At 36.1% G+C, this 23,124-nt stretch carries 19 protein-coding genes; all 19 read left to right on the plus strand.

What is annotated here, in order from left to right:
* The first annotated feature begins 1 nt into the window (after position 1).
* Positions 2-7,195: a cell surface protein SprA gene (sprA, locus tag I3217_RS06605; RefSeq protein WP_435048961.1), complete on the plus strand. Its 7,194-nt coding sequence runs from the start codon at positions 2-4 to the stop codon at positions 7,193-7,195.
* A 67-nt stretch (positions 7,196-7,262) separates the two neighbouring features.
* Complete coding sequence (gene gcvH, locus I3217_RS06610; protein WP_435048962.1) at positions 7,263-7,643, plus strand: glycine cleavage system protein GcvH; 381 nt, start codon at positions 7,263-7,265, stop codon at positions 7,641-7,643.
* Positions 7,636-8,016 carry a VanZ family protein gene (locus tag I3217_RS06615; RefSeq protein ID WP_435048963.1) on the plus strand — a complete coding sequence of 127 codons (381 nt, stop codon included), beginning with the start codon at positions 7,636-7,638 and terminating at the stop codon, positions 8,014-8,016. The genes gcvH and I3217_RS06615 overlap by 8 nt, the downstream gene beginning before the upstream one ends.
* A gap of 57 nt (positions 8,017-8,073) precedes the next feature.
* Positions 8,074-8,793 carry an energy transducer TonB gene (locus tag I3217_RS06620; RefSeq protein ID WP_435048964.1) on the plus strand — a complete coding sequence of 240 codons (720 nt, stop codon included), beginning with the start codon at positions 8,074-8,076 and terminating at the stop codon, positions 8,791-8,793.
* A 114-nt stretch (positions 8,794-8,907) separates the two neighbouring features.
* A complete protein-coding gene (locus tag I3217_RS06625) occupies positions 8,908-9,708 on the plus strand; it encodes an energy transducer TonB (protein ID WP_435048965.1) in 801 nt (266 codons plus the stop codon).
* Positions 9,709-9,818: 110 nt separating this feature from the next.
* A complete protein-coding gene (locus I3217_RS06630) occupies positions 9,819-11,906 on the plus strand; it encodes a gliding motility protein RemB (RefSeq protein WP_435048966.1) in 2,088 nt (695 codons plus the stop codon).
* A gap of 61 nt (positions 11,907-11,967) precedes the next feature.
* A complete protein-coding gene (gene cyoE / locus I3217_RS06635) occupies positions 11,968-12,861 on the plus strand; it encodes a heme o synthase (RefSeq protein WP_435048967.1) in 894 nt (297 codons plus the stop codon).
* 3 nt (positions 12,862-12,864) lie between these two features.
* Positions 12,865-13,446, plus strand: coding sequence for a cytochrome c oxidase subunit 3 (locus I3217_RS06640; RefSeq protein ID WP_435048968.1), 582 nt, complete (start codon positions 12,865-12,867; stop codon positions 13,444-13,446).
* 45 nt (positions 13,447-13,491) lie between these two features.
* Positions 13,492-14,475, plus strand: coding sequence for a cytochrome c oxidase subunit 3 (locus I3217_RS06645; RefSeq protein WP_435048969.1), 984 nt, complete (start codon positions 13,492-13,494; stop codon positions 14,473-14,475).
* Positions 14,476-14,500: 25 nt separating this feature from the next.
* Entirely contained in the window at positions 14,501-14,881 is a 381-nt protein-coding gene (locus tag I3217_RS06650) for a cytochrome C oxidase subunit IV family protein (RefSeq protein ID WP_435048970.1), read from the plus strand.
* 114 nt (positions 14,882-14,995) lie between these two features.
* Positions 14,996-15,712, plus strand: a complete 717-nt coding sequence (locus I3217_RS06655) for a hypothetical protein (protein WP_435048971.1) — start codon at positions 14,996-14,998, stop codon at positions 15,710-15,712.
* Entirely contained in the window at positions 15,705-16,451 is a 747-nt protein-coding gene (locus tag I3217_RS06660; protein WP_435048972.1) for an SCO family protein, read from the plus strand. Before I3217_RS06655 ends, I3217_RS06660 begins: the two co-directional genes overlap by 8 nt.
* Positions 16,444-16,989, plus strand: coding sequence for a DUF420 domain-containing protein (locus tag I3217_RS06665; protein ID WP_435048973.1), 546 nt, complete (start codon positions 16,444-16,446; stop codon positions 16,987-16,989). Before I3217_RS06660 ends, I3217_RS06665 begins: the two co-directional genes overlap by 8 nt.
* A gap of 2 nt (positions 16,990-16,991) precedes the next feature.
* Positions 16,992-17,213, plus strand: coding sequence for a hypothetical protein (locus I3217_RS06670; protein WP_435048974.1), 222 nt, complete (start codon positions 16,992-16,994; stop codon positions 17,211-17,213).
* 127 nt (positions 17,214-17,340) lie between these two features.
* Positions 17,341-18,042 carry an ABC transporter ATP-binding protein gene (locus I3217_RS06675; RefSeq protein WP_435048975.1) on the plus strand — a complete coding sequence of 234 codons (702 nt, stop codon included), beginning with the start codon at positions 17,341-17,343 and terminating at the stop codon, positions 18,040-18,042.
* Positions 18,035-19,279, plus strand: coding sequence for an ABC transporter permease (locus I3217_RS06680; protein WP_435048976.1), 1,245 nt, complete (start codon positions 18,035-18,037; stop codon positions 19,277-19,279). The genes I3217_RS06675 and I3217_RS06680 overlap by 8 nt, the downstream gene beginning before the upstream one ends.
* Before the next feature lies 1 nt (position 19,280).
* Positions 19,281-20,540: an ABC transporter permease gene (locus I3217_RS06685; RefSeq protein WP_435048977.1), complete on the plus strand. Its 1,260-nt coding sequence runs from the start codon at positions 19,281-19,283 to the stop codon at positions 20,538-20,540.
* A gap of 23 nt (positions 20,541-20,563) precedes the next feature.
* Positions 20,564-21,721: an efflux RND transporter periplasmic adaptor subunit gene (locus tag I3217_RS06690; protein WP_435048978.1), complete on the plus strand. Its 1,158-nt coding sequence runs from the start codon at positions 20,564-20,566 to the stop codon at positions 21,719-21,721.
* A gap of 53 nt (positions 21,722-21,774) precedes the next feature.
* Complete coding sequence (locus I3217_RS06695) at positions 21,775-23,121, plus strand: TolC family protein (protein WP_435048979.1); 1,347 nt, start codon at positions 21,775-21,777, stop codon at positions 23,119-23,121.
* Positions 23,122-23,124: the final 3 nt, after the last annotated feature.

The raw sequence follows: 23,124 nt of genomic DNA on the forward strand, positions 1-23,124 counted from the left end.
TTTGAGTACAACCAATACGAAAGTTTTTAATACTACTTTTAAACCATATATAGTATTTCTTTTATTGTTTTTTGTTTCGTTTGCTGGTTTAGCTCAGGTGGTACCAACTACAGAGCAGGATACCGTAAAAACAGGACATGCTTTAGGGCGTTTAAATATGCCAAATCCAAGTAGTATTGTTTCTAAATATACTTACGATGCATTTACAGACCGTTATATTTATACCGAGTCTGTGGGCGATTTTAATATTAATTATCCCATTATTTTAACTCCGGCAGAGTACGAAGCTCTGGTGGAAGCCGAAACCGTAAAATCGTATTACAAACAAAAAATAGATGCTTTCGAAGGAAAGAAAAAAGGCACAGAAGATGAGCGTAAAAATTTGTTGCCTGAGTTTTATGTGAATTCAAACTTTTTCGAATCTATTTTCGGAGGGAATACCATAGAGGTTATTCCACAGGGATCGGTAGAAATGGATCTTGGCGTTCTGTTTTCCAAACAAGATAACCCGGCGTTTTCACCAAGAAATAGAAGCAACTTCAGTTTCGATTTCGATCAGCGTATCAGTTTAAGTTTGCTGGGGAAAGTGGGGACGCGTTTACAGGTAACAGCCAATTACGACACGCAATCGACCTTCGATTTCCAAAACTTAATAAAATTAGAGTATACGCCAACCGAAGATGATATTATTCAGAAGATAGAAGTTGGTAATGTAAGTATGCCTTTAAACAGCTCGTTGATTACAGGTGCCCAGAGTTTATTTGGGGTAAAAACGCAATTGCAGTTTGGTAAAACAACGGTAACAGGAATTTTTTCTGAACAGAAATCTGAAACCAGAACAGTTGTGGCTCAGGGCGGAGGTACCTTAGAAGAATTCGAATTATTCGCAAGAGATTACGACGAGAATCGTCACTTTTTCCTGGCGCAGTATTTTAGAGAGCATTACGACCAGGCTTTAGAAAATTATCCGTTTTATAATACGAATGTTCAGATTACCCGAATTGAAGCCTGGATTACCAATAGAAATAATACGACCGATAATGTAAGAAACATTGTGGCGTTTCAGGATTTGGGAGAATCGAATCCCGAATTAATAGGTTCTGCAGTAAATGTATTAGCCAGCGCGGGGGCATTTCCTGATAACGAAAACAATGCTTACGACCCGACAAATATTGGAGGTGCGGGTTCGCAGTTAACAAGTGCAGTTAGGGATATTGCTACCGTACAAACCGGAATTTTGGTATCGGGAACTTCCGAAGGGAAAGATTACGGTAAACTTGAAAATGCCAGAAAACTGACTCAGGGCACAGAATTTACACTGCACACCCAGTTGGGATATATTTCCTTAAATCAACGTTTAACAAACGACGAAATTCTAGCAGTAGCCTTCCAGTATACCGTAGGAGGAAAAGTGTATCAGGTAGGAGAGTTTGCAAACGATGGTGTGGATGCTACCGGGATTTCCGGAACTGACACGGATACTCAGGTAGTGACTAATAATAACCTGGTGTTAAAATTGTTAAAAAGTCCGATTACCAATGTGGCTCAGCCAATCTGGAAGTTAATGATGAAAAACATCTACGATACGGGGGCTTATCAGTTAAGTCAGGACGAGTTTAAATTAAATATCTTTTATACGGAAGCTTCGCCTTTAAACTATATTAATCCGGTTGGTGGAGATTTTGGTACGACTTTTAACGGACAGGCCATTCAGGAGGTGCCTTTATTACGATTATTCAACTTAGATAAACTGAACTATAACGGAGATCCACAGGCTAACGGAGATGGATTTTTCGACTTTGTTCGCAACATAACGGTGATTCCCGAAAACGGTAAAATTATCTTTACCAAAGCCGAGCCTTTTGGGGAATATTTATTTGACGTATTGGATATACCTTCGGAAAATGAAGATTACAACGATCCGACGACCTATAACCCGAACCAGAAAAAATATGTATTTAATGAGCTTTACGAAGTAACCAAGACGAAAGCTTTAGATTATACCGAAAAAAACAAGTTCCAGTTAAAAGGACGTTATAAGTCTACCGGAGGAGAAGGTATTTCTATCGGAGCATTTAATGTGCCAAGAGGTTCTGTTACTGTTACAGCAGGAGGGCGTGTGCTGGTAGAAGGTATCGATTATACCGTGAATTATCAGTTAGGTCAGGTTCAGATTTTAGATGAAGCCTTAAAAGCTTCTAATACTCCAATTCAGGTGTCTACCGAAAACAATGCGGTTTTTGGTCAGCAAACCAAAAGATTTATGGGGGTGAATGTCGAGCATCAGTTTAGCGATAAGTTTGTATTGGGAGCAACCTTTTTAAATCTTCATGAACGTCCGATTACTCAAAAAGCAAATTATAGTACCGAGCCAATTAATAACAGTATTTTCGGCTTTAACGGAAACTATTCAACCGAAGTACCATTTTTAACCCGTTTGGTTAATAAACTTCCGAATATAGATACCGATGTAGCTTCTAATGTTTCTGTGCGAGGGGAGTTTGCGTATTTAAAACCCGGAGCTCCTAAAGGAACTAATTTTAACGGGGAGGCCACAGCTTATGTGGATGATTTTGAAGGCTCTCAAAATGCTATTGAATTAAAATCGCAGCAATCCTGGTTTTTATCCAGTAGACCGGTAGGTCTTGGGGTCGTTTCAAACCCGAACGAAGATCAAAATGGTATGCAAAACGGCTATCAGCGTGCCATGTTAAACTGGTATATGATAGACCCTATTTTTTATTCAAGTCAGCGACCAGCGGGAATATCAGATAACGAAATGTCTGGATTATATACCAGTCGTGTGTTTATAAAGGAATTATTCCCGAATCAGGGTATTGCTCAAGGGCAATCTACAGTATTGAATACTTTAGATCTAGTGTATTATCCACAGGAAAGAGGGCCTTATAATTTTGATCCTAACACGACAAGTGGTGTAATTCCAGATCCGCAGAATAGCTGGGCGGGGATAACAAGAGCCTTAACATCTACAGATTTTGAGCAAGCTAATGTGGAATATATTGAGTTCTGGTTACAGGATCCATTTCAGGAAAATGCCAATAATCCTGGAGGGAAACTGGTGTTCAACTTAGGAAATATTTCTGAAGATATTTTAAAGGATGGAAGAAAGCAATATGAAAATGGCTTGCCTAGAGACGGAAATTCTTCTTTATTACCAACTACGGAATGGGGAACAGTAGTGCCTCAAAATCAATCTTTGGTATATGCTTTCGATAGTCAGGGGCAGGAGCGAACCAATCAGGATGTTGGATATGACGGATTTAATGATGAAGAGGAAGCCGCCATATTCGGATCTGAATTTGGTCCGGATCCGGCAAACGATAATTATACCTATTTTTTAAATACCAGTGGAGGAATTTTTGATCGTTATAAGCAATACAACGGGGTTGATGGAAACTCGCCGGAAACCTTTACCGATACCAATCGCGGTTCGACGACGCAACCAGATGTAGAAGATATAAATCGTGATAATACTATGAATACCATAGACAGTTATTACGAGTACGAACTGGAATTAACACGTCAGAATTTACCATTAAATCCTTCCGATTTAAATAATATCCCGGATTCCAATCCGCTTAAGGAATACATTAAGGATATTAAGGTGGAACCAAGACAGTTTCCAAACGGACAGTCGGCCAATGTAAGATGGTATCAGATTAGAATTCCGGTTAATGGATCTAAGGCAAAAGCAGTAAATGGCATTACAGATCTGCGTTCGGTACGTTTTGCACGTATGTATGTTAAAGATTTTACAGAACAAACTGTATTTCGTTTTGGAACTTTAGATTTAGTGCGTAGCGACTGGAGACGTTATACGCTGGCTTTAGATAAGGATGATGTAACTCCAGACGACCCTCAAACTGAACTTTCTGTAGGAATTATCGGAACTATTGAAAATAATGGCATTTACGAATCGCCACCAGGTGTGGTGCCGGAGCAGTTATTCAATAATAACACGGTTATAGATCAGAACGAGCAGTCTTTAGTGGTGAATGTTTGTGGGCTAGAGCCTGAAGATTCAAGGGCTGTTTATAAGAATATAAATGTAGATATGCGTCAGTATAAACGTTTAAGAATGTTTATACATGCTGAAGAGGAAGGCGCTGTGGGATTACGAGATTATCCGGTAGCATTTATAAGAATGGGTAATGATTTAACCCAGAATTACTATCAGATAGAAATTCCGTTAAAAGTTAGCGAAGGAACATCCAGAACAGCTTTATGGCCGGAAGAGAACGAAATTAACTTGCCTTTGGAGTTACTTCAGGAAATTAAATCTATCGGGCTATCTAATGGAAGTTTGTCTAACGAAGATCCTACGTTTTACGATGTTTTAGGAAGCGAATTGCAGGAAGTGTCAGATCCGTTTAGCGGATACGAGTTGGGACAACAGCGTATAGGGGTTAAAGGAAATCCTAACTTTGGAGATATCAGAACTTTAATGCTCGGTATTAAAAATGCTTCGGGCACCGAATCCTGTGGTGAATTCTGGTTTAACGAGTTGCGTTTATCCGATATGGATAACGAAGGAGGCTGGGCAGCAGTGGTAAGTATGGATTCTAATATCGCCGATTTCGCCAATGTGAGTGCAACAGGTAGACAAAGTACTTCCGGTTTTGGAACAATAGAACAAGGACCAAGTGAGCGCAGTCTGGAAGATGTGCAACAGTACGATGTGGTAACCAATGTAAATGTTGGACAATTATTACCAAAAAACTGGGGGGTTCAAATTCCGTTTAATTACGGACAAAGCGAAGAAACCATTACACCGAAATACGACGAGTATTACAGAGATATTCAACTGGATCAGCAATTAGACAATACAACCAACAAGGACTCTGTATTAAATGTTAATGAGAATTACACCAAGAGAAAAAGTATCAATTTTATAGGAGTTAGGAAAATAAGAACTAATGAAGCTAAACCTCATTTTTACGATGTAGAAAACTTTACCTTTAATTATTCTTATAATAAAACGGAACACCGCGATTTTGAAATAGAAAATTCTGTGGATAAAAATGTAAAACTGGGGGCAAACTATGTTTACAATTTTACGCCTAAACCGGTAGAACCTTTTAAAAAGAACGATTCGTTATTCACAGGGAAATACTGGAAAATTTTAAAAGATTTTAACTTTAATTATTTGCCAACGACCTTTACTGTTAGTTCTAATATTTTAAGAAATTACAACAAACAAAAGTTTAGAGAAGTAGAACTTGGTGAAGGTAATATTGAAATAGAGGAATTATTTAGAAGAAACTATACGTTCGATTTTCAGTATAATTTCAGCTATAACATTACAAAAGCACTTCAGGTTAACTTTACAGCATCAAACAATAATATTGTAAGAAATTATTTTAAAGATAATATTATCAATGGTGAGCAGGATCCTACTTTGGATGTTTGGGATGGTTTTCTTGATTTTGGAGATCCAAACAGACAATATCAGCAGTTAGGAATTAACTACGAATTGCCATTGTATAAAATTCCGACGTTAAGCTTTTTGCAGGCTACTTATTCATATACCGGGGATTTTCAGTGGCAAAAAGGATCCGATTTATATGGCGATCTTGAGGTTGATGGCGTTACTTACGACTTAGGTAATACCATACAGAATGCAAATACTCATACCATAAATTCTTCTATGGATATGACCAAGTTATATAAATATTTAGGCCTGGTTAAAAAGACGGATAAAAGGACTCCACCGGCAAGAAGTAAAAGCGGACTGGATAATGGTGAGGATGCAATTCCTGATGCCAAGCCAAAAAAGCATACGCTTTTAAACGCAGGTATAGATCTGGTAACTATGGTAAAGCGTATTCAGGTAAATTATCAGGAAAACAACGGAACATATTTGCCGGGGTATCTTCAAACGCCAGGGTTTATAGGAACGCTTAAGCCAACGTTTGGATATACTTTAGGAAGTCAAAGCGATATTCGTTATTTGGCTGCAAGAAACGGCTGGTTAACTACGTACCAGAGTTTTAACGAACAGTATACAGAAACGCATAATCGCCAGTTAGATATTTCTGCCAATTTAGAGCCGATTAACGATTTAAAAATCGATTTAATTTTTAATAGATTATACTCAGAAACACTAACGGAAAATTTCCTTGTAGATCAGTCTAATCTGGAATATCAGTCGTTAACACCAAACACCTATGGTAACTTTAATATATCAACCGTATTATTAAAGACAGCTTTTGGGAAAAGCGATGAAACAAGCTCTGCTGCTTTCGATGAGTTTAGAGCGAATCGTTTGGTGATTGCAAGACGTCTGGCAGAAAAATCAGGGGTAGATATGACAAATCCAGATAATTTTGAAAACGGAGATGTGGCCAGTTATCCGCTAGGATTTGGAAAAACAAGTCAGCGCGTATTATTACCATCGTTTCTAGCAGCCTATCACGGTCAGGATGCCAAAGGTGTAAGTCTTGGAGCGTTTAGAAATACACCATTGCCAAACTGGGATTTAAAATATACCGGTTTTATGAAAATGGCCTGGTTTAAAAAGAACTTTAAGCGCTTCTCCATTGGTCATGGTTATAGATCTGCTTATACCATAAATCAGTTCCGAACAAATTTAGATTATAACCCAATTGATTTTAGTGAGGATTATGTAGATCAGCCAAGCGATGTTTTAAATCAGTCCGGAGATTATAAAAATGAAAATGTATATAGTAATATAAACTTAACAGAGATGTTCAGTCCGTTAATCAGATTGGATTTTGAAATGCAGAACTCCGTTAAGATATTAGCCGAGATAAGAAAAGATCGTATGTTATCCTTAAGTTTCGACAATAACTTAATGACGGAGATTCTGGGGAATGAATATGTATTAGGTTTAGGATATCGTATAAAAGATGTACGTATGAAATCGAAACTGGCTGGTCCTAACAAAACCATTGTCAGCGATATTAATATGAAAGCAGATGTATCGGTTAGAGATAATAAAACGATTATCCGATATTTAGATCTGGAGAACAATCAGGTGACTTCCGGGCAAACCATCTGGGGATTAAAATATACCGCAGATTATGCCTTTAGTAAAAACCTGACAGCTATATTCTACTGCGATTATACGTTCTCTGAATATGCAATTTCTACGGCTTTCCCACAGACGACTTTACGTACCGGATTAACGATTAGATATAATTTTGGTAATTAATAAATAAGTGTTTGAATTTAAAACACTAATAAATACATTTGCTAAATCTAATTTAAAACAAAATAGCATGAATATTCCATCAGAATTAAAATACACAAAAGACCACGAATGGGTAAAAGTTGAAGGTGATGTAGCCACTGTAGGTATTACAGATTTCGCACAGAGTGAGCTAGGAGACATCGTGTATGTAGAAGTAGAAACTGTAGATGAAACTTTAGATATAGAAGAAGTGTTTGGTACGGTAGAAGCGGTTAAAACTGTTTCAGATTTATTTTTACCATTATCTGGTGAGATTATTGAATTTAACGAAGGTTTGGAAGATGAACCAGAAGTTGTAAACAGCGATCCTTATGGAGCTGGATGGATGATTAAAATTAAGTTTTCTAATCCGGAAGAATTGGATTCATTATTGTCAGACGAAGATTATAAAGCCTTAATAGGTGCGTAAAAAAGGTTTCGCAATACTGCTGGCGATTTTCTATACCCTGGGATTATTAGCACTGTGCTTAATAAAACTGGGGCCTATAACAGAACATGCGCCAAGTAACAGCGATAAAATCTTTCATTTTTTGGCATATTGTTTGTTGATGTTAGTTTGGTACCTGGCCTTTACCAAGAGTTTTAATTGGTCATTCAAAAAGGCCTTAATAAATGCCAGTGTATTTTCGATTTCCTTTGGGCTTTTAGTCGAAATTTTACAAGGGACATTTACAGCAACGCGACATTTCGATATGTTAGATGTTTTAGCCAATACTTCGGGAGTGTTTTTAACCCTCTTAGTATTAGTGTTCAAGCAAAAAACTAATTACAAAAAAATATAATCGTTTGCTTTTTTGCCAAATAAATGGTTATTTTAGCAATCCTGAAAACTATATATTATGGAACTGAAGAAAAATCCTAAAGCAAATGTTGGTCGCAACAGTGCTTTATACTTTGCAATTGGTTTAGCATTAATGTTAGCTTTAACTAATTTTGCAATTAATTATAAGACATACGATAAAGAGGTAATCGATATTGGTATGGTAAGTATGGATGCAGAATTGGAAGAAGAAGTGCCAATTACAGAGCAATTACAAACACCGCCACCGCCACCACCACCACCAGCAGCTCCAGAAGTTATTGAAGTTGTAAAAGATGAGGTAGAGGTAGAAGAAACTGTAATTGAATCTACAGAAACGAGTCAGGAAGAAGAGATTGTTGAAGTAGAAGAAGTAGAGGTAGAAGAAGTAGAAGAAGATGTAGAGGTACCTTTCTCTATTATTGAAAACGTTCCGGTTTTTCCAGGTTGTGAAAAAGGAAGCAATGCTGATAAAAAGAAATGTATGTCTGATAAAATTTCTCAATTCGTAGGTAGAAACTTCGATACAGATCTAGCCGGAGAATTAGGATTATCAGGAAGACAACGTATAAACGTAATTTTCAAAATTGACAAAAACGGAGAAATTACAGGTGTACGTGCAAGAGCTCCGCATCCAAAATTAGAAGAGGAAGCTGCTCGTGTAATTAATAAATTACCAAAAATGAAACCAGGTATGCAAAGAGGAAAGCCGGTAATAGTTCCTTACTCTTTACCAATAGTATTCCAGGTTCAAGATTAATTTTTAAGTTTTAAGATATTAAAATCCGATGTTTAGGCATCGGATTTTTTTTATGCTCAATTTCGGCACGTTTATTGATTTTTAATAAAATATTAACAATAAAAATCAGTAATCATGAAAAAATTAAGAAAATTTAAGAGTTTGTTTGTTTTGAATGCTCTAAAGGAGAAAGAAATTCGAAATCCGGGCGAGCGCCGTAAGTTTAATACCCTTATCTATTTTCAGATAGGTCTGGTATTGTGTTTGCTTTTAGTCTATGTTTTATTAGAATCCAGCTTTAAAAAGCAAACTTTGGAAGTTAGTGCTTTGATGAATACACAACAGGAATTGCAGGAGGAGTATGTAATGCCCGATATTACTATATATAAAGAACCGGTTAAACTACCTAAATCGAAAACTGTAAAGCCTAAATTACTTACGTCTATTCCAGAGGTGGTTCCTAATACAAGTGAATCGGAGTCTGATTTAAAAGACGTTATTACAGAGCCGGAAACGAACACAAATCTTAAATCTTCTGATATAAAACTTGAAGACCGTCCTGAAGATATCGATGAGGTTTTTAATATGCTGGGTGTTGAAGTTGTACCTGTATATCCGGGTTGTGAAAAGTACAATTCAAATGAAGCGCGTAAGCAGTGTATGTCGGAAAAGATTTCCAGATTGATTCAAAGGGAATTTGATACGAGTTTAGGTGCAGAGGATGGTTTGTCCGGAATTCAGAAAATACAGGTGCAATTTAAAATAGACTCAAAAGGACAGGTTACAGATGTTTTAGCCAGAGCACCTAATGTAAGTCTGGAGCGTGAAGCCAAACGCATTATAGGGAAAATTCCAGATATGACACCAGGGAAGCAGCGAGATAAAAATGTGAGTGTGATTTATACCATGCCAATAGTCTTTAAAATTCAAAATTAAAGTTATGTCTTAACCAGTTAACCGTTATGTCTTTAGATGTAACGGTTTTTTTATAGCTGTTACTAAAAAAATGCTATATTACACTTAAAATTAACCGCCGCCTCCAATTTATGAAGAACTGTATTGCCGTGTTTTTGTTTGTTTTAACCATAAACATGTTTGCACAAAACGTTTCGCTCTATGAAAATCCACCTGTGTTTCCCGCGTGCGAATCCGGCAATTCCGAAACACTTCAGTCTTGTTTTAATCGTGAGGTTTATCATGTTGTTAGTTCCAATTTTAAAGTTCCCGAATATTTAACTACAAATAATTTTCAGGGTACAGTTGTTGTGCTTTTTGAGATTAATCCGTCAGGGGAGTTTAAATTTATTTATGCCGATGCTCTTTACGATGACTTAAAAGAGGAAGGAAGACGTGTTTTTGGATTGATGCCAAAGGTGAAACCTGCTACTTATAACGGTAAGCCAATTTTTAAACAATATTCTGTGAGCATTCCTATTCCTTTGCAAGAACAATTCGTAGATAGCGGTGTCCAAGAGGTTAGTGCTTTAGTAGACCCTGTGAGTAATGAGTTAGATAGCATCAGTAATTCAGTTAAGCATCGTACAAAAAGGCAGTTTAACAGTACGTTAAATATTCCGTTTTCTCATAGTTACTACGCGAAATTCGATCAGAATATGAATAAGCTCGGTGTGAATGCACATACTGCTTCAAAGCCGTTAATGTATACAGATGTATCAAAATACTATGATTTCGAAACAGAATATAAAGCACTTGAAAAAAGTAAAAGAACCTGGTTAGGACGTAAATTCTGGAATGAACATTTTGTTGAACTGGAAGGTAAGGATTACTGGTTTTTATTTGATCCTATTGCCGATTTACAGTTAGGAAAAGATACTCAATCTGATTTTGGTGTAACTTACAATAATACCAGAGGCATTGTTGTACAAGGAGGATTAGGGAAACATTTTACCTTTTCGACTTCATTTTACGAGAGTCAGGGGCGCTTTCCTGAATATTTCAATCGGTATGCCGAGAGTATTGCGGCCTGGGGTTCTGATCCTGCAATTATTCCTGGGCGCGGAATCGCAAAACGCTATAAAACAGATGCTTTCGATTATCCGGTTGCCGATGCTTTTATGTCCTATTCTCCTGCAAAGTTTGTGAATGCTCAGTTTGGCTATGGTAAAAATTTTATTGGGGATGGATATCGTTCTTTATTAGTTAGCGATGTTGCAAGTCCTTCTCCTTATTTAAAAGTAAATGTATCCTTCTGGAAAATTAAATATACGAGTACCTGGTTATGGTTGAAAGATGTGCGTGCCGACGTAGTAGAAGATAAAACCTATCTGTCAAAATACATGGCCAATCATTATCTCAGCTTAAATGTGAGTAAGCGATTAAATATTGGGTTATTCGAATCTGTATTATGGCATAATACCAACGATAGAGGCTTTGATGTGAACTATCTTAATCCTTTAATATTCTTAAGAGCAATAGAATTTCAAACAGGTCAGGGTGCAGGAAATGCGTTGATAGGGTTTACGGCGAAGTATAAATTGAATAACGCCATGAATTTGTATGGTCAGTTTATAATAGATGAATTCTCATCAAGTCATGTGTTTGGAGGTGAACAAAGCTGGAAGAATAAATTTGGGTATCAGTTGGGATATAAATATTATAATGCCTTTAATGTGGATAACCTGTTGTTACAGGCAGAGTATAATCAAGTTAGGCCATATGCTTATTCTCATAATACCATTATACTAAATTACGGGCATAATAATCAGTCTATGGCGCATTTATGGGGGTCTAATTTTAGAGAATTAGTACTAATAGGCCGATATAATTACCAACGCTGGTTTGCCGATACTAAACTAATATTTGGTGTTCGTGGTCTGGATTTTAATACTGAAGCCGATGATTATAGTTATGGTGGAGATATTTATAGAAACTATAACGAACGACCTTACGATACAAATGTAAAAATAGGTCAGGGTATAAAAACCAAAACCATAAATGCCCAATTGCAGGCTGGATATTTAATTAATCCATCTTCTAATCTAAAAGTATTCGGGCAGATTAGTTATCGTAACTTTAATCCGGAAGTTACTACTGTTACAACCTTTGAAAACCATACGCTTTGGTTTAATTTAGGATTGCGAAGTGACCTATTTAATTGGTATTTTGATTTGTAGAATTAACTTTTCAAAGTATATTTGCCCACGCAAAAAAATAATGCGTTAAGTTATCGATACATTGAGCAGTACAGAAACGCCCGTTAGAACACATTCCCTGGTTTCAGATTTTAAAGAAATAACTAAAATGCGCTTATCTTTAAGTGTCGTGTTTTCTTCTTTGGCAGGATATTTACTGGGAGTGGATAGTGTAAATCTTCAAACTTTAGTGCTTTTAGCTTTAGGCGGGTATTTTATGGTAGGGGCATCGAATGCCTTTAATCAGATTATTGAAAAGGATTTGGATGCCTTAATGCAGCGTACCAAAAATCGTCCTATTCCTGCCGGACGTATGTCTGTAAATACAGCTTTTATTATTGCTACAATTTTTACAGTTTCAGGCATCGTGGTATTGTATACTATAAATCCTAAAACGGCCATGTTTGGAGCAGTGTCTATATTCTTATATACCAGCGTATATACACCTTTAAAAACCAAGACACCACTGTCTGTGTTTGTAGGGGCTATTCCGGGAGCAATTCCGTTTATGTTGGGTTGGGTAGCTGCTACTAATAACTTTGGCATAGAGCCTGGAACACTTTTTATGTTGCAGTTTTTCTGGCAGTTCCCTCATTTTTGGGCCATTGGTTGGTTCTTATACGACGATTATAAGAAGGGGGGCTTTTTTATGTTGCCAACAGGAAAGCAGGATCGTGGAACGGCCGTACAGGTAATTATGTATACGGTCTGGACCATTTTGGTTTCAATAGTACCCGTATTTGGATTTACAGGACGTTTGTACTTAACGCCTATAGCTGCTGTAATTGTATTCTTGTTTGGTTTGGTTATGCTGTATTATGCGTTTCAGTTATTTAAAAAAATGACCGCGGTAGCAGCCAGACAATTAATGCTTGCAAGTGTGTCGTACATTACTCTGGTGCAAATTATTTATGTACTGGATAAATTTTTAAGATAGGAGATGGATTTAACTCAGGGAACTTTAGAAGAGAAAACAATACGTGCCAAAAAAATTATGTTATGGTTCGGGATTATTTCGTTAATCATGACTTTTGCAGGTTGGACCAGTGCCTTTATTGTAAGTAGCTCGCGTCCGGATTGGTTAAGTGACTTTGTCATTCCAAATGCTTTTATTGCTAGCACTATTTTGATTTTAATTAGTAGTGTAACTATATTTTTCGCTAAAAAAGCTTTAGTTAAAGGTAATAGAGGGGCAACTACAGGCTTATTGCTGTTAACTTTTGCTTTAGGAATAGCGTTTGTTTATAATCAGTTTGCCGGTTTTAAGGAAATTATAGATGCAGGTTATAATTTTACCGGCCCTACCAGTAATATAACGATGTCTTACGTGTACGTTATAGCACTAATGCATATTCTACACGTTGTAGTTGGTTTAATTTGTTTACTGGTAGTTATTTATAATCACTTAAGAGGAAAGTATAATGCAAACAAAATGCTAGGCTTTGAATTAGCAAGTACCTTTTGGCATTTTGTCGATGTGCTTTGGATTTACCTCTTTTTGTTTTTATATTTCTTTAGATAAAATATTTGTTTACTTTTGCCTAATATTAAAAACTAAACACCTAATATGAGTACTACAGTTGTAAACACTGGAACCGAAGGTAAAATTTGGGGAGGTGGAAACGAACCACTTCGTGCAAGTTATGGTAAAATGATGATGTGGTTTTTCATCTTATCAGATGCTTTAACTTTTTCAGGCTTTATTGCAGCCTATGGATTTTCAAGATTTAAATTTATGGAAACTTGGCCAATTGCGGATGAGGTTTTTACTCACGTTCCGTTTCTTCATGGTCAGGATTTACCTATGATTTACGTTGCTTTCATGACGTTTGTTTTAATTATGTCGTCTGTAACTATGGTATTGGCTGTAGATGCAGGACATCATTTAAATAAAAAGAAAGTAACCTGGTATATGTTCTTAACCATTATCGGGGGTATCATTTTCGTTGGGTCTCAGGCTTGGGAATGGGCTACTTTTATTAAAGGTGATTATGGTGCTGTTCAAACAAAAGCTGGAAATTTATTACAGTTTGTAGATGCAGAAGGACACCGTGTAGCAATCAGAGATTTTGCGGTAGCAGATTCACATGCTGAAAGAACACAACACGAGCGTAAAAGCGGATTATGGTTCGTAAACGAAGGGTCTTTACCTTCTTATACTGTTGAGGAAGTTGTTAAAGGTTTAGAGGCTAACGATAACGTTTTAGTAAGAACTGAACTTTTAGACGAACACGGACATAAAACAGTATTGTCTAGAAGCGAATCTATTGCACAATTAAAGAACAACGGAAAATTAGTAGTAGAAGGTGCTAATCTTCATGTAAATGAATATGGCGCGCCAATTTTTGCAGACTTTTTCTTCTTTATTACAGGATTCCACGGTTTCCACGTATTCTCTGGTATAGTTCTTAATATCATTATTTTCTTTAATGTTATTTTAGGAACGTATGAGCGTCGTGGTAGCTACGAAATGGTTGAGAAAGTTGGTCTTTACTGGCACTTTGTAGATTTAGTTTGGGTATTTGTATTTACATTCTTCTACCTGGTTTAATTTTTAGATTTAAAACGAAACAAAAATGGCACACGATCATAAATTAGAAATATTTAGAGGAACATTAAAATTTAAGTCTAATACTCAGAAAATCTGGGGTGTATTAATTCTGTTGTCTGTAATTACAGCAGTAGAAGTTGTTCTAGGTATTTATAAACCGGAATTTTTAGCAGGACACATTTTCGGAATGAAAATTTTAAACTGGATTTTCATCATCTTAACTGTAGTAAAAGCGTATTATATTGCATGGGATTTTATGCATATGCGTGATGAAACTGCAGGTTTAAGAAGAGCTGTGGTTTGGACAGGAATCTTCTTAATTTGTTATTTAGTATTTATCCTTTTACAAGAAGGAGGCTATATTAACGATGTATATAATTCTGGTTATATTACACGCGATTTTTAATAACATACTAGTGTTAAAACAATATATAAGGACGGTTTATTAAACCGTCTTTTTTATTTTTGCAGCAAATTTAAACAAGCTCAGTAACTTAGTCAGAGCGGTCACAAAAGCATTATGGATAGTAAAAAAATAAAAAGATATGCAGTATTAGGAATACTGTTTTTTTTACCCGTTACGTTTTTATTACTACTATATCCGGCAAAGCATAATTACAATACTTTAGATATTATTGGTAAAGATGTTGAAGAGTTAACTCAATTTTCTCCAGAAGAAGATAGTCCTGTAAAACTGGAAGACCATCTAACAGTTCTTGGTTTTTTTGGATATCAGCCTTTAGAATCGCTTACCGGAGCATCGAATCTTAAGGAATTAATCTACGATAAATTTAAAGGGTTTAAAACCTTCCAGATTGTAATTCTGTTACCAGAATCGGCAAGAGCCGATGCGGCAGAATTAAAGCGGGAGTTAATGAAGTATGAAGAACTAAAATTCTGGCATTTTGCTTTCGGATCTCCACAGGACATTCAGGAGGTGTATTCCAGTTTAAATTCACCTAACCCTTTGGGAGACGATCTTGCTACAGATTTTGTATTTATAATAGATAAGGAACGGAATTTAAGAGGGCGCTTAGACGACAGGAGCGATAATGAACTGGCTAAACAGGCCGCAGTTTATGAAAAACGTTCTTATGACATTATTAAAGTAGCTGATCTTAAAAATAAAATGAGTGAAGATGTACGAATTTTGTTTACTGAATATCGTCAGAAACGTAAAGGAAATTTCGATTCTTCTTCGCGAAGAGAAAACGAATTAAAAGGAAATCATGAGTAATAAATCTAATTATTCTTACGTAGGGATAGCGTTTATCATATTGGTTTTTGGTATCATATTTATTCCAAAAATTGTGGATAGAATCAAGAACAACGATATAACTCGTAGTGACAGAATGAGTAATGTGCCGGATAACAATTTTTCGAATACAGAAAAATTAGCGTTTCTGGAGATTAACGGTGAACCAAAAAAGGTACCCGATTTTAGCTTTGTAAATCAGGATGGAAAAGTAATCACTAACAAAGATTATTTAGGAAAGGTGTATGTTATCGAATTTTTCTTTACAACCTGTCCTACTATTTGTCCGATTATGAATCAGAATCTTGTTCAGGTCAGTGAACGCTTTAAAGGAATTAAAGATTTTGGTGTGGCTTCTTTTACCATAAACCCGAGCCATGATACGCCAGAAGTCCTTAAAGAATATGCCGAAAAATATAAAATAACCAATCCTAACTGGAATCTGTTAACAGGAGATCGTGATGCGATTTACGATTTAGCCAATTTAGGTTTTAATTTATATACTGCACAGGATGATTCGGCAGCAGGCGGATTTGAACACTCTGGAAACTTTGCTTTAGTGGATAAAAATGGCTTTATTCGCTCTCGCAAAGATGCCTATGGCAATCCAAAAATATATTACCGCGGAACCATTACTGAGGCTGCCAAGTTCAACGAGGAAGGGGAAGAGGAAGAAATCAGTCAATTAAAAGAAGACATTAAAAAGCTATTAAATGAGTAGTGCAAACCAATCTATAGATGCTGTAAAGGCGGCAAAGTACAACAAGTGGATTATTGTTTTATCGGTAGTAATCCCAATTGCTGTAGCAGTTTTATTTGGTGTACGTATACCAAATGTTGAACCTTTAAGTTTTTTACCTCCAATTTATGCTGCAACAAATGCTTTAACAGCTTGTATACTTATTGGAGCGTTTTTAGCTATAAAGAAAAAGAACGTGCAATTGCACGAAACTCTAATTAAGGTGGCTATGGGACTTTCATTATTGTTTTTAGTTATGTATGTCGCTTACCATATGACTAGCGATTCTACTAAATTCGGGGGAGAAGGTTTTATTAAATATGGATATTACTTTATTTTAATTACGCATATTATACTTTCTATAGTGGTTATACCGTTTGTTTTAATAACTTATGTTAGAGGGATAACCAATGATATTGCTCGCCACAGAAAAATAGCTAAAATTACATTTCCGTTGTGGTTGTATGTGGCTGTTACCGGTGTTTTGGTTTATATTTTAATTTCTCCTTATTACGTGTAGTTATGAAAGGCAGGCATTATATTCTATTTGTTTTATTGTTGGTTTTAACTTTGCCTGTAGATGCGCAGTGCGCTATGTGTCGTGCGGTGTTAGAGTCGGAGGAAGGACAAAGTACGGCAAAGGGAATTAATGACGGCATTGTGTATTTAATGGCTATTCCGTACTTGCTTATTGCCGGAATAGGGTTTGCGCTCTACAGAAAATTTTACGCTGCTAAAAAATAATACATTTTTTTTGTAACAACTTGGTGATCTATCAGTCTTAATAGTAGTGTTACTCATTAAGTCTTAACATATTTTTAGGATATTTTAAGATGTGATTTGTGTAACATTGTATATATAACCAAGTGAAATGATAGAGATTAAAGATTTACACAAATCGTATCACATGGGCAGTAATTCGCTTCATGTTTTAAAAGGTATAAATTTTAATGTAAAAGAAGGAGAGCTCGTTTCTATTATGGGGTCTTCCGGTTCGGGTAAATCTACCTTATTGAATATTCTTGGTATGCTTGATGAAGCAGATTCTGGTTCCTATACGCTGGATGGTGTTTCTATTAAAAACCTAAATGAAAAAATTGCAGCGAACTATCGCAATAAATTTCTCGGTTTTATTTTCCAGTCCTTCAATCTTATTAATTATAAATCGGCATTAGATAATGTTGCTATGCCTTTGTATTATCAAGGGATTAAGAGAAAGGAACGTATGGAAAAAGCGGCTCATTATCTTGAAAAAGTAGGGCTAGCAGAATGGTCTCATCATTTACCAAATGAAATGTCTGGAGGGCAAAAACAGCGTGTAGCTATTGCTAGAGCTTTAGCCAGCGATCCTAAAGTGTTACTGGCCGATGAACCTACGGGAGCTTTAGATACTAAAACCTCTTATGAAGTTATGGATCTGATTCAGGGGATTAATGAAGAAGGTAAAACCATTCTTATTGTTACGCATGAACATGATATTGCGCAAATGACAAAGCGGATTGTAAACCTTAAAGACGGTTTAATCATTAACGATACTAAAGTAGAACAAGTAAGGGCAATGGCAAATGTTTGATATTGAACGTTGGCAAGAAATTTTTGAGACCTTAAGAAAAAATAAATTAAGAACTTTTCTTACGGGGCTTTCTGTGGCATCCGGAATATTTATTTTGGTTATACTTTTGGGGTTTAGTCGCGGAATTCAGAATGGGGTTACGTCGCAATTTCAAAGGGATGCTTCAAACTTAATAAGTATCTGGGCTGGTAGTACAACCAAGGAATATAAAGGCCTTAATCCGGGGCGACAAATTCATTTTAAAAATAACGATTTTGATGCGGTTTCCCGAAAGTACGCAACAAATATAGAGCACAAGTCGTCCTTTTACACGATTTGGGGTGGTCTGGTTAATTATAAAAATGAATCTGGAAATTACCGGATTCAGGGTATACTTCCGGGGAATCAATTTATAGAAAATGCCGATATAGGTCAGGGGCGGTTTATTAATAATGCCGATGTGGAAGGAGCTAAGAAAGTGGCTGTAATCGGAAACAGAGTTAAACGTGATTTGTTTAAAGATGAGGATCCTATAAATAAAGAAATATCGTTATATGGTATTAGTTATAAAGTAGTAGGTGTGTTTTTCGATCCGGGAGGAGAACGCGATGAAAGTAAAGTGTTTTTGCCTTTGTCTTCTGCGCAAAGAGCTTTTAATGGGGCCGATAACATTAGAAATATGATGTTTACTTTAAATATCTCCGATAATTTTGATGAGGCGGTAGCGGCTTCTGAGCAAATTACAAAAGCGATAGAGAACGATTTAAAGTTAAGACACATTGTGGCTCCCGATGATACTAACGCTATTCGGGTGTATAATACCATGGAGGAAGCGAAACAAATTTACACGCTGATAAGTACAATTTCTGCAGTTTTCTGGTTTGTAGGTATCGGGACCATAATTGCCGGAGTAGTTGGTGTGGGGAATATTATGCTCATTATTGTAAAAGAACGAACTAAAGAAATTGGTATACGTAAGGCTTTAGGAGCTCAGCCAATGTCTATCGTTGGTATGATTTTACAGGAATCGGTATTTGTAACCATGTTTTCAGGATTATTCGGTTTAATTCTGGGACTTGGCTTACTGGAACTGGTAGGACCACTTATAGAAAGTGATTTTATAAAATATCCGCAGGTAGATTTTAATACCGCTTTAACCACAGTTTTCATTTTGGTATTTGCAGGGGCCTTAGCAGGATTTTTTCCAGCTTACCGCGCAGCACAGATAAAACCAATAATAGCTTTAAGAGACGAGTAATATGTTTAATAAAGATAGATGGAATGAAATATTAGAAGCCTTAAGTGCTAATAAATTCAGAACCTTTTTAACAGCGTTCGGCGTGTTCTGGGGTATTACAATTTTAGTACTATTACTGGCTTTAACTAATGGGTTGAAGAATGGTGTGACATCCGGTTTTGGAAATTTTGCAACCAATTCCATGTTCATGTGGGCTCAACGCACTTCAATTTCATATAAAGGGCTGCCTAAGGGGCGTTCGTTTAATTACAAATTGGCCGATGTTGAAGCTCTAAAGGCACAAATTCCAGAACTAAAGTATGTGTCTCCAAGATGTCAATTGGGTGGGTTTAATGGTGATAATAATGTAACACGTGGTACAAAAACAGGAGCTTTTCAGGTTAATGGCGATTATCCCGAGTTTATTAATCAGCAGCCTATGGATATTACAAGCGGACGTTTTATTAGTTATTCAGATATTAATGCAAAACGTAAAACCTGTGTTATAGGTAAAGATGTTGTAAAGGGGTTGTACGATAAGTTTGAAGATCCTATCGGGACGTATATAAAAATAAACGGAGTTAACTTTATGGTAGTTGGTACATTTCAATCGGCTAATAATCAGGGCGACCAGGAAGAAGATGCTAATACAATATTTATTCCGTTTACGTCTTTTGGACAGGCGTTTAATAGTGGCGATAATGTAGACTGGATGGCTATTACCGGAAAAGATGAAATTAGTATAACTGATCTTAAGCCTAAAGTATTTGAAATAATAAAATCCAGGCATAAAATCGATCCCAAAGACGATCGGGCTATAGGGCATTTCGACTTGTCAGAAGCTTTTGGTCGTGTTAATGGCTTGTTTTCGATCCTAAGTTTTGTTGGGTATTTTGTTGGTGCCTTGGTGCTTATGTCGGGAATAATAGGAATTAGTAATATTATGCTAATCGTTGTAAAAGAACGTACCAAAGAAATTGGTGTAAGACGCGCTTTAGGGGCATCTCCATGGACTATTAAATCTCAGATCTTACAGGAAAGTTTAATACTTACTATTATTTCTGGAATGGTGGGGATTTCCTTTGCTGCAGGAGTAATCTGGCTTATGAATTACATGTTGGATAAAGTGGGACCTGTAGAAAATTTTGTAAATCCAAGTGTGGGGATGTCTGTGGTTTTTACAGCCTTAATAATATTAGTGGTTTCCGGATTATTAGCAGGCTTAATACCGGCTAATAGCGCCACAAAAATGAAACCAGTAGACGCTTTAAGATTAGATTAAAAGAAAATAAGAAGTATCATAAAATGAAAAGAACAACTACCGTTATCGTATTAGTACTTATTGTTGCAGTATTTGGAGTATCCTTATTCTACTTGTGGAAGAAGAATCAGCAGGATCCCATAACGTATACAACTGAAACCCCTGTAGAGCAGACTATAGTGGTTAAAACTGTTGCAACAGGAAATATTGTTCCAAAGGAGGAAGTATTAATCAAACCCAATATTTCAGGGGTTATCGAAGAAATTTATATTGAAGCTGGTGAATATGTAAAAACTGGAGATCTTATTGCAAAAATCAGAGTTATTCCTAACGTGTCGTCTTTAGCCAGTGCCAAAAACTCGATTTCTACTAATGAAACTGCTTTACAAACGGCTAAGATTAATTTGGGAACTCAGGAATCAAATTACCAGCGTCAGAAAGCATTATACGAAAAAGGTGTGATTTCAGAAAATGACTTTGAAGGCATTAAAAACACCTATTTGCAGACGAAGCAAGCCGTGTCTCAAGCCGAAATTAATTTAAAATCGGCGCAGCAGAACTACGATATTATTAAAACAGGGACAACTACGGGACTAGGTAATATTGCTCAGACCTTAATTCGTTCGACGGTTTCAGGTATGGTGTTAGACGTGCCTGTTAAAGAAGGGAATCAGGTTATTGAAGCGAATAATTTTAACGAGGGGACTTCAATTGCTTCGTTAGCCGATGTGAATAAAATGATTTTTGAAGGTAAGGTTGATGAAAGTGAAGTAGGGAAAATTAAGGAAAATTTACCATTAGAAATTACCGTAGGCGCCATAGAAAATGAAAAATTTGATGCAATTCTAGATTATATAGCTCCTAAAGGTGTTGAAGAAAATGGAGCGATTCAGTTTGAAATAAAAGGAAGTTTAAAAAAGATAGACAGTACTTTTATACGTGCTGGTTTAAGTGCTAATGCATCTATAATTCTGGATAAAGCAGAAAATGTTTTAGCAATAAATGAAGCTTTGGTACAATACGATGATAAAACAAAATCTCCGTATGTAGAGGTAGAAGTAGGAGAGCAGGAGTTTAAAAGAAAGGATGTTACTTTAGGGATTAGCGACGGCATTTTTGTTGAAGTTAAAGACGGACTTACTAAAGCTGACAAAATTAAAGTTTGGAATCAGATTCAGGGAACTCCAAAATATGCACAATAATTATCAGGCTTTTGTGTAACACTTTAAAACTTGTTTAGACATATAACATGAATATGAAAAAAACTACTGTAATAGGCGCTTTTCTTTTATTAGGAATTTCTTTACACGCCCAGGACTATAAAAAATGGACCATTAGAGAATGCGTAGATTACGCATTGGAAAATAATATCTCTATAAAACAATCGGAATTAGATAGCAATCTGGCTGAAATAGATAAGAACCAGGCAGTCATGAATTTTCTGCCTAATTTAACAGCCAATACATCTTATAATATAAATACGGGGTCTAACATTAACCCGGCTACTAACCAGTTCGAAAATCAGACTTTTAAATCGGTTAGTGGGGGTGTAAGCTCTGGAGTTAATTTGTTTTCGGGTTTGCAAAACTGGAAGAATTTACAACGGTCAAAATTAAATATCATTGCCAATCAGTATCAGTTAGATAAAATGAAAGATGATATTTCAATTTTTGTAGCTAATGCTTTTGTTCAGATTCTATTTAATAAAGAGCAGTTAAAAGTATTACAAGCTCAAAATAAGATTACCAAAGAAAACTTAAATCGTACTCAGGAACTTGTTAATGCCGGATCTTTACCGCAAGGCGATTTGTTAGAAATTAAAGCGACAGATGCTACACAAAACCAGCAAATAATTGCAGCTGAAAACGATTTGTTTATTTCTAAAGTTGGTTTAGCACAGTTGTTACAGATAGAAGACTACCAGAGTTTTGATGTTGCAGAAGAAGATTACGGAATTTTGTCTGATGAGATATTACATAAAGACGCTTCTGTGATTATTGCTAAAGCAAAAGAGGAATTAAACGATATTAAAATTGCTGAATTAAATTACGAAATTGCCCAAAAGGATCTGGAACTCACCAGAACAAACTATTATCCTACAATTTCAGCATTTATGGGTTATAATACAAGATGGTCTAGTACCAATACAAACTTTATTACAGGAGAAGATATTCCTTTTATAGAGCAGTTATATACGTTTGATGGTACCTCATTAGGTATTCAGTTAAATGTGCCAATTTTTAACCGTTTAACCACGCGTAATAATGTAAAACGCAGTCAGGTTAATGTAGAGCGTTCCAAGTATTTATTAGAACAGGCTAATTTAGATTTAGAATCTACAGTATATCAGGCCTACAATGACGCAAAATCTGCTAAATTAGCATTCGAAGCAGCAAAGCAAACCGTGGAGGCAAGACAATTAGCTTACGAGTATGCCGAAGAGCGTTATACCGTTGGCTTGTCTAATGCTTTTGATTTTAATCAGTCGTCTATTCAATACGAAAATGCACAGTCCGATTTGGTAAGATCCAAATACGAATACATATTTAAATTAAAAGTATTGGAATTTTATTTTGGTATACCAATCGACCAGATTAACTAACCA

This window comes from Formosa sp. S-31, from assembly GCF_051172795.1.
Classification (GTDB): domain Bacteria; phylum Bacteroidota; class Bacteroidia; order Flavobacteriales; family Flavobacteriaceae; genus Formosa.

What these genes read in the sequence shown, in the direction of transcription:
- I3217_RS06655 (WP_435048971.1), top strand. Translation starts at nt 14,996, where the DNA reads ATGGATAGTAAAAAAATAAAAAGATATGCAGTATTAGGAATACTGTTT.
- I3217_RS06675 (WP_435048975.1), top strand. Translation starts at nt 17,341, where the DNA reads ATGATAGAGATTAAAGATTTACACAAATCGTATCACATGGGCAGTAAT.
- I3217_RS06620 (WP_435048964.1), top strand. Translation starts at nt 8,074, where the DNA reads ATGGAACTGAAGAAAAATCCTAAAGCAAATGTTGGTCGCAACAGTGCT.
- I3217_RS06630 (WP_435048966.1), top strand. Translation starts at nt 9,819, where the DNA reads ATGAAGAACTGTATTGCCGTGTTTTTGTTTGTTTTAACCATAAACATG.
- I3217_RS06670 (WP_435048974.1), top strand. Translation starts at nt 16,992, where the DNA reads ATGAAAGGCAGGCATTATATTCTATTTGTTTTATTGTTGGTTTTAACT.
- gcvH (WP_435048962.1), top strand. Translation starts at nt 7,263, where the DNA reads ATGAATATTCCATCAGAATTAAAATACACAAAAGACCACGAATGGGTA.
- I3217_RS06680 (WP_435048976.1), top strand. Translation starts at nt 18,035, where the DNA reads ATGTTTGATATTGAACGTTGGCAAGAAATTTTTGAGACCTTAAGAAAA.
- I3217_RS06650 (WP_435048970.1), top strand. Translation starts at nt 14,501, where the DNA reads ATGGCACACGATCATAAATTAGAAATATTTAGAGGAACATTAAAATTT.
- I3217_RS06645 (WP_435048969.1), top strand. Translation starts at nt 13,492, where the DNA reads ATGAGTACTACAGTTGTAAACACTGGAACCGAAGGTAAAATTTGGGGA.
- I3217_RS06625 (WP_435048965.1), top strand. Translation starts at nt 8,908, where the DNA reads ATGAAAAAATTAAGAAAATTTAAGAGTTTGTTTGTTTTGAATGCTCTA.
- I3217_RS06665 (WP_435048973.1), top strand. Translation starts at nt 16,444, where the DNA reads ATGAGTAGTGCAAACCAATCTATAGATGCTGTAAAGGCGGCAAAGTAC.
- I3217_RS06685 (WP_435048977.1), top strand. Translation starts at nt 19,281, where the DNA reads ATGTTTAATAAAGATAGATGGAATGAAATATTAGAAGCCTTAAGTGCT.
- I3217_RS06660 (WP_435048972.1), top strand. Translation starts at nt 15,705, where the DNA reads ATGAGTAATAAATCTAATTATTCTTACGTAGGGATAGCGTTTATCATA.
- I3217_RS06690 (WP_435048978.1), top strand. Translation starts at nt 20,564, where the DNA reads ATGAAAAGAACAACTACCGTTATCGTATTAGTACTTATTGTTGCAGTA.
- I3217_RS06695 (WP_435048979.1), top strand. Translation starts at nt 21,775, where the DNA reads ATGAAAAAAACTACTGTAATAGGCGCTTTTCTTTTATTAGGAATTTCT.
- I3217_RS06640 (WP_435048968.1), top strand. Translation starts at nt 12,865, where the DNA reads ATGGATTTAACTCAGGGAACTTTAGAAGAGAAAACAATACGTGCCAAA.